Consider the following 8147-nt stretch of genomic DNA (forward strand, 5'->3'; position numbering starts at 1 on the left):
TTGAGATAACAGAAATTAGATAAAAAGGAGCTCCCCTTATGAACAAAGAAAAAACTGCGATTGTCATTGGTGCGGGTCCTGGCGGTTTAGCAGCAGCTATGCTGTTAGCTGGCAAAGGTTATAAGGTTAATGTTTTTGAGAAGCAAGCCTATCTAGGGGGGCGTACTTCACAGGTACAGTTAGGGGAGTATCGGTTTGACCGGGGGCCCACTTTTTTAATGGTTCCTCATCTCTTAGAAGAGTTGTTTTCTTCGGTTGATCGTCGTCTCGATCATTATGTAAAGCTAATAGAGTTAGACCCGCTATATCGCCTGAAATTTGGAGAGCTCGAATTTTCTCCTTCTCGTCACTCAGCTCAAACTGAAGAGCAAATTGAGCGACTTTTTCCTGGGAATGGGCAGGGATATAGACGTTTTATGCAAGAAGAAGGGAAGAAGTATCAGCGTGTCATGCCGTTACTTCAACGCCCTTTTTCCAAGCTTCAGGATTACATGGCGAAGGATGTTTTTGCCGCACTGCCTAAATTAAATGCAGTAGGCACTGTCTATCAACGCTTAGGCCGGTACTTTACAGATGAGCGTTTAAAATATGCCTTTTCTTTTCAATCCAAATATCTAGGTATGTCCGCTTGGGAATGCCCAGGGACATTTACGATTTTATCCTATCTTGAGCATAAGTATGGCTTATTTCACCCGGTTGGTGGTGTCAATCAGATCTGTCAGGCGATGGCTCAAGTAATCGAGGAGTATGATGGTCATATTCATCTTGCGACAGGTGTTAAGCAGGTCCTAACCAAAAATAAAAAGGTTGTTGGGATCCAGCTTGAGAATGGTGAACGTTTAGAAGCTGATCACGTTGTCATCAATGCAGATTTCAGTACGGCCATGAATACGCTGTTTGCTGAAGGAGAACTAAAGAAGTTCAGTCCAGCAAAACTAGCTAAAAAGAAGTATTCCTGCTCTACCTTTATGCTTTATTTAGGTGTGAACAGGTCTATCCATATGCCTCACCATAACGTATTATTTGCCCAAAACTACGAAAAAAATGTAAGAGAAATTACGACAACTAAAATTCTTTCAGAGGACGCTTCATTATACGTACACAATCCTAGTGCTCTTGATCCTACTCTCGCGCCAGCTGGAAAAAGTGCTTTGTATGTACTCCTTCCTGTACCTAATCTGACAGCAGATATTAATTGGCAGGAAAAACAGGAACAGGTTAGAGAAGCAGTCCTAACACGACTTGAACAAGAGCCAGAGCTAAGGGGTATAAGCTCCGCAATAGAGGAGCAAGAAATTCTTACCCCGTTAGATTGGCAGGAAAAGCAATTTGTTTATCGAGGTGCTACGTTTAACTTGGCTCATTCTCTTGATCAAATGATGACCTTACGTCCCCATAACCGTTTTGAAGAGCTTGATAATTGCTGGTTAGTAGGAGGCGGGACTCATCCAGGAAGTGGTCTTCCTACTATTTTTGAGTCGGCCAAGATCAGCACACAATTAATTCTTGAGCAGGACAGATCACAGATTCAGCGCTTTAAAAAGCAAAAAAATGTGGTGGGGGAGGAGGCCTCGGTATGGAGGTAGGAATTGTTGGAGGAGGAGTAGGAGGAATGATTACTGCTCTACTCCTATCTCAAAAGGGTATTAAAGCTACGATTTATGAGGCGAGTAGTCAGCTAGGAGGACGCCTTGCTTACCAAGAAGGAAAAGGATATCGCATTGATCAAGGCCCAACCATTGTACTTTTACCTGATATGATCATAGACATTCTTGAAGAAGCAGGGATTCCTAGATCAGAGCTGTCTCTTCTAGAATGTGAGCCGATGTACCGGATTAATTATACGGATGGACAGCATTTTTATAAATGGAGAGATAAACAAAAACAGGTAGAGGAGATTGAACGTGTTTTCCCACAGGAGGGGAAGCATTTTCTGTCATATATGAAGGACATGGAGAGCATGTTTTCAAGAGGAAAAGAGGCTTTTCTAGATCGTCCCTTTTTACGAAAAAAAGAGTTCTATACATGGAAGAATTTATCCCTTTTAACGAAAATGAAAGCCTATAAAAGTGTCCGTGAAATTACAAGAAAGTATTTTAAAGACGAACGACTTATAGATGCTTTCTCCTTACAAACTCTGTACATCGGTGGGGCCCCCTTTCAATCGCCAGGTCTTTATACACTTCTCCCTTATGCGGAGCATGCCTATGGTGTTTGGTATCTCAAAGGAGGCTATGCAGGGCTTTCCATGAGGCTGCAGGAAGAACTATTAAAAAGAGGAGTTAAGCTTCATTTAAATACTAGGATTGATGGATTTGAGCTCACGGGTGCTCAATGCGCTGGTGTGAAGGTTGGGGATCAGATATTTAGACATGACGCGGTGGTGTATAATGGTGACTTTCCACACCTAGGTGGCTTACTTGAGCAAAGTACGACAGATGTACCTAGCCGGGATGATTTGAGATCCATGAATAAATCCCATGAAAGCCCTAGCAGTCGTTTAATGAAAAGAAAGTCCTTTAAAAAGAACTATACTTCCTCCTCAGGATGTGTACTGATCTATTTAGGAGTCAAAAAACGATGGGTTGATGCAGATGTGCACCAATTTTTCTTGCCAGAGTCTTTGCAAGCAGGGCTTCAGCACATATTTTTAGAACAACGCCTTCCTGAGCATCCATCCTTCTATGTCTTTAATCCTGTTAAGCTCGATCCAGATGCCGCACCAGAAGGTGAAAGTGTTCTATATATCCTTGTTCCTGTACCCACCAAAGGAAAGGTGGATTTTCAGCAGGAAACATCAGCGTTAGTTGATAGAGTTATTGACGAAGCAGAGGAGCGAGGCTTTGCTGGACTAAGAGAGGCTATTAGCTGGATGGACATTCGTACTCCAGCGGATGCTGAGAAAGAAGGTCTGTACTTAGGTGGAAGCTTTGGCATTGCCCCTATCTTATCCCAGTCTGGTCCATTCCGTCCCCAGATTGTGCCTTACCCAATAAAAAATCTTTATGCTGTTGGAGCGTCTATCCACCCAGGCGGAGGAATTCCTATTGTCATGCAGGGGGCACGTTTGTTAGCACAGCAAATGGTAAAGGAGATGATCGTATGAAGTTGCCAGTCTATTTACAAAGCTGTGAGAGAATGATCCGAAAGGGTTCAACAAGCTTCCACAAAGCGTTTGCCTTTCTACCTAGTCCAAAAAAGGAAGCTGTTCATGTCATCTATGCATTCTGCCGCCTCATTGATGATTCCGTGGATGAGCCTGAGAAAAGCCCTTTTACGATCGATGAATTAGAGAATGGCTTAAGGCAGCTTGATCAAGCACAAGGACATTTTATTTGGCCAGCTCTACGCTGGTTGTTTGATACATTTCCTGTCTCTAAAACGCCTTTTTATCGCCAAATGGAGGGTCAGCGCAGAGATCTTATACTGACTCATTATGAGACGATGGAACAATTGGACGAATATTGTTACCTTGTAGCGGGTACTGTTGGGGAGATGCTGATGCCTGTTCTTCACGATCAACCCAATCAGCAAATTATTGAATCAGGAGTAAGCTTAGGTAAAGCTATGCAAATTGTGAACATTATAAGAGACGTAGGTGAGGATCTTGAGCGCGGGCGCCGATATCTCCCTTTGAATCTACTCAGGTCCTTTGGCTATACGGAGGATATGCTAGAGCAGAAAATGGTTAATCACAACCTAGTGCAGGTTATTCAATATTTAGAGGTGTTAGCTAGACAGAGCTTTGAGGAAGGCTTGAAGGATTTAGATGCTTATCCGGCTTCAAGCGCATTTTCTGTTGAGCTTGCAGCGCGATTCTACGAAGCGATTTTACTATCTGTAGAGCGCAATCAGTATGATGTGTTCACTAAGCGAGCTTATGTGAATCAAGCACAGAAGGTCAAGATTTATCATTCGGTGAAGAAGCACCATGAGCATGCAATGAAAAATGAGGAAAGTAGTGCGGTATCATAATGCTAAAAATCATCTTCTACTTTTGGTATGTAGTTGGTTTGATCTTAATGCTAACAATTGGTGTTCCAGATATATTAAGCTTCTCCAATGGCTTGTTTCTTGTCTTTTTTGCCTTATATGCTCTTACTATTGAACAGAAGCTGGGAGAGAAAAAAGCAATCATTTGGACTCGGGCAGCTCTCATCGGAGTACTGACTTTTACCATAGAATGGATTGGTGTACGTACTGGCTTTCCGTTTGGTGAGTACAACTACTCGAATACATTAGGATTTTTACTAGATGGTGTACCGATTACTATAGCAACGGCCTGGGTTGGGGTACTTGTCAGTGCAGTCGTTATCTCAGAATATCAATCAAGATGGGTCAGAGCTATTTTTGTGGGCTTGTGGGCTTTATTCTTAGATTTAGTTCTAGATCCTGTCGCCTTTGCTAAAGAGTTTTGGATGTGGGAGCATGAAGGAGGATTCTATTACGGAATTCCATTAGATAACTTTATCATCTGGTTTATTCTACCTGCTCTACTTTCTTTTGTGTTCCCGCTACGTAGCATATCCTATAGCATTCGTAAGGAAATGATGCGTCTCTATCAAATGATGCTCCTTTTCTTTGGTATTTTAGGAATTGGTCAAGGAATGGTCATTCCTTTAGTTATAGCTATAGTTGGAGTCATTTTAGCTGAAGGAGTGCTGCGTCGTGATCAAAGCAGACAAAAGCAAATGGTTTAACTTTATCTTTTATCGCTATAATCTTTATTATTTATTAAGGCGGAACTTTCATTCTATACGAGTAAGGGGAGAGGTTGATCTTGAACACAAAGATCAGCCTGTTCTGTATGTCATGAATCACTGCTCTTGGTGGGATGGATTGATAATCTATCATGTGACACAATCCCTTTCGACCTTACAGCATTATATGATGATGGATGAGAAGCAAATGAACCATTATGGATTTTTTAAAAGAATTGGTACATTCTCAATAGATAAATCAAGTGGAAAGGGCATAATAGAATCTCTACAATATGCTGTAGATTTACTTCATGAGGAGAATCAGTATGGTAATGGCATATGGATTTTTCCTCAGGGGGAAATCTATCATTTGGAGGATCGACCTTTACGTTTTTATAATGGTGTAGGCTATGTATTAGAGCGTAGCCCACACGTTCAGGTTGTGCCTGTAACCATTTACTATTCACTGGCTCATCACCAAAAAACTGAGGTAACCCTAAGTTTTGGTCAGCCTATACAGGAGGAGTGGTCAAAGCTTGGGAAAAAAAGATCATCTATTCGATTAGAAAATATTGTGGAGAGACAATTAAATGAACATCGCCGGTGGGTTATTCATTCCATTAAAGAGGAATTATCTCTGTTTAGACCAGTCATAAGGGAAGGAACGTCAATCCACCAGACCTTTGATCGGTTTAGGGGTAGGAATATTGATCCACCAAACGTTTAAGTTCAGTAAGCAAAATTTAAATAAGCGTTTAAATCGCTTAAGGAGGGGAGCTAGCAAATGAAAAAAGTAGTTGTGATAGGGGCAGGCCTAGGTGGATTGTCATGTGCGGTTAAGCTAGCTCATGCTGGATATCAGGTAACGATATTAGAGCAGCAAAAGGAGGTAGGGGGCAAGCTTCAGCGTGTAAAGCTAGGGGATTATAGCTTTGACCGTGGTCCGAGCACCATTACTATGCCTCATGCTTTCAAGAATGTATTTGAAGCTGTTGGGAGACATATGGAGGATTATGTAAGCTTTTATAAGCTCAACCCTGCTACACGCAATCGTTTCTATGATGGGATAACTGTAGACCTTACCTCTGATGTGGCTCACATGGAAGAGCAGCTTGCCCAATACTCCCCTGAAGATGCAAGGCAGTATAAGGTGTTTATGCGGGAATCGCAAGCGCTGTATGAACAGGCAGAACGTCATTTTATGTCTAAGCTTCTGTTGAACTGGAAGGATAAAGCTAGCCTTTCTATGCTCCAAGCCTTACTCCGGATTCGTCCATGGCTACCTTTACATAAACTCCTTCAAAGGTATTTTTGTCATCCTCATACCTTGGCGATGTTTGGACGTTACGCCACTTATGTTGGCTCGTCCCCGTATACCTCACCTTCTATCTTTGCGATGCTTGCGCATGTGGAAGCCTCTATTGGAATTTATGGTGTTAAGGGGGGCACATACAGCATTGTTAAAGCCTTTTCAAAATTAGCTCAAGAGCTCGGGACTGAAATCAAAACCTCAACCTCTGTGAAACAAATTGTAGTCAAAGAGGGTAAAGCAGTAGGAGTAGAGACAAATGAGGGAGGTTTTTTGGCAGCCGATTTGGTCGTAGCTAACGGAGATGTGTTAGCGGTCAATCAGTATTTGCTTCAGGAAAAGGACCGTCCCTCAATGACAAATAACAAAATTAATAAATACGAGCCTTCCCTATCTGGATTTGTCACTCTTTTAGGAGTAAAGCAACAATACGATGCTCTCTTACACCATACTGTCTTTTTTCCTGAACAATATGGAACAGAATTTAGAGATATTTTTGAACGCAAAGTGGCTCCCCTTCATCCAGCTATCTATATATGCTATTCTGGCTATAGTGAAGCTAGCCTTGCACCAATAGATGGAAGTAATCTATTTGTATTAGTAAACACACCGTATACAACAGATGACTGGGATTGGGAAGTGCAGAAGAAATCATACTCAAAGCATATCCTTGAGAATCTAAAGCATTACGGGATAGATATGGCTGAAAGAGCAATAGAGCAACGTGCATGGTATTCTCCTAATGAGCTTAGACAGGATACGTCGGCACACAGAGGGGCTATCTATGGTATATCCTCAAATTCAGTAAAGCAGACGTTTTTCCGACCTTCAAATCGATCCAATCTTGAAAATGTATGGTTCGTAGGAGGGACAACCCATCCTGGGGGTGGTACTCCTATGGTCACTTTATCAGGTCAATTAGTTGCCGAAAAAATTATGAAACAAGCTTAGTGCGTGTAAGACTCCTTATTATGATATGAGGAGTTTTTGTTTTTAACAGTGAATGTAGCCTTGAATCATGGAGAGCGTAAGGGTACAATGAAATTTGTCTGAGAGGGTAGGCCAAGAAAAGATGATTTATCGTAGCAAATAATAGTTTGAAATGATTTATATAGTAAGAATGTGATAGAAGCTTAGGGGTGTATGATAGATGAAGAAAAATGGAATGTTCTTAATCATTGCACTAGTGATTATTGGAGTCGCTGGTTTAGCTATGGTAGAGGGCTATATTAAACCCAATATTGAGTCACAGGATCAAACGTATCAATTGGAGCAGGACAATCCAATGACACATGATTTTGAAGGGCTGTTAACCTTTAAAAGTCCATATATGGGGGATGCTTCAAACCTTATCAATTTGAATTATCGTTTGCCGATCATAAGTGAAAGAACGCATAAGCTCGATACGGATAATTTTTCGGCTAAAATTATATTCGAAGAAGAAAGCCGTTCATTTGATGCAGAATGGTTTAAACGTGTTCTGATCTACAATTCCACAGCCAACTTCGTACTCATAGATAATTTGCAGGAGCTTCAATTTAGCTTTGCTGATCTCACTTATACGGTTGAAAGAGAAGCCGTTGAGGGGTGGTATGGCGATGTAAATCTAAGCACTTTTCAGGATCTAGAGCAGTGGGAGATCCATGTTAGGAGCAAGCTTAATGATCAAGAGCTGGTAGATGAATTTGTGGAAAAAGTTATAGGTCCTGTTGATGCTTCATAAGCCCTTTATACTAGCTAGGTGAAAGTTTTGCGGAAAATTTAATGAAGAAAATGTTGAAAAAATGAGAAAATAGTCATATAATCGACATAGTTCTACAAAACCAGTAAGTGGTTACATTGTAGAGCTTAAGTACTAGACTTTCATATTGATATCTAAGAAAAAGGCAAAGCTATCGAAAGATGGTGACGCAAAGCTATGGGTCTAAGGTCGCAGAATGTGACTATGATTGCCAGGTTACCTTACGTGCTTCTTTGTGTTGACTTCATTGTGTATGGTTAGGAAACCCTAGCGCTTTTTTGCGTTAGGTTTTTTTTGCATTGTGCGTGCCCAGCAAGCCGTTAATTGCTAGTCGGTGGAAGTCCGATCTAAGTAAGAACCAAGTCGCTTAGTAGCTGACAGGCAACTGGTGGAGAAA

At 41.4% G+C, this 8147-nt stretch carries 7 protein-coding genes and 1 riboswitch; all 7 genes read left to right on the top strand.

Annotated features, from left to right (window positions below; translation table 11 throughout):
- The first annotated feature begins 38 nt into the window (after positions 1-38).
- The 7 genes from J2S11_RS15770 (at position 39) to J2S11_RS15800 (ending at position 7732) form a co-directional block, all read left to right on the top strand.
- The gene (locus tag J2S11_RS15770; RefSeq protein ID WP_307396130.1) at positions 39-1586 is read left to right on the top strand and encodes a phytoene desaturase family protein; all 1548 of its coding nucleotides are present in this window, start codon (positions 39-41) and stop codon (positions 1584-1586) included.
- Positions 1577-3106 (top strand): phytoene desaturase family protein, encoded by a 1530-nt coding sequence (locus J2S11_RS15775; RefSeq protein WP_307396132.1) that lies wholly within the window; start codon positions 1577-1579, stop codon positions 3104-3106. The genes J2S11_RS15770 and J2S11_RS15775 overlap by 10 nt, the downstream gene beginning before the upstream one ends.
- A complete protein-coding gene (locus J2S11_RS15780; protein WP_307396134.1) occupies positions 3103-3975 on the top strand; it encodes a phytoene/squalene synthase family protein in 873 nt (290 codons plus the stop codon). Before J2S11_RS15775 ends, J2S11_RS15780 begins: the two co-directional genes overlap by 4 nt.
- Positions 3975-4700 (top strand): carotenoid biosynthesis protein, encoded by a 726-nt coding sequence (locus J2S11_RS15785; RefSeq protein WP_307396136.1) that lies wholly within the window; start codon positions 3975-3977, stop codon positions 4698-4700. The genes J2S11_RS15780 and J2S11_RS15785 overlap by 1 nt, the downstream gene beginning before the upstream one ends.
- Positions 4669-5427 (top strand): lysophospholipid acyltransferase family protein, encoded by a 759-nt coding sequence (locus J2S11_RS15790; protein ID WP_307396137.1) that lies wholly within the window; start codon positions 4669-4671, stop codon positions 5425-5427. The genes J2S11_RS15785 and J2S11_RS15790 overlap by 32 nt, the downstream gene beginning before the upstream one ends.
- A 57-nt stretch (positions 5428-5484) precedes the next feature.
- Positions 5485-6960: a phytoene desaturase family protein gene (locus tag J2S11_RS15795; RefSeq protein WP_307396138.1), complete on the top strand. Its 1476-nt coding sequence runs from the start codon at positions 5485-5487 to the stop codon at positions 6958-6960.
- Positions 6961-7159: 199 nt separating this feature from the next.
- Entirely contained in the window at positions 7160-7732 is a 573-nt protein-coding gene (locus J2S11_RS15800; protein WP_307396140.1) for a DUF4825 domain-containing protein, read from the top strand.
- Positions 7733-7884: 152 nt separating this feature from the next.
- Positions 7885-7974: riboswitch (cyclic di-GMP riboswitch) on the top strand.
- The last annotated feature ends 173 nt before the right edge of the window (positions 7975-8147 follow it).

This window comes from Bacillus horti (assembly GCF_030813115.1).
Classification (GTDB): Bacteria; Bacillota; Bacilli; order Caldalkalibacillales; family JCM-10596; genus Bacillus_CH; species Bacillus_CH horti.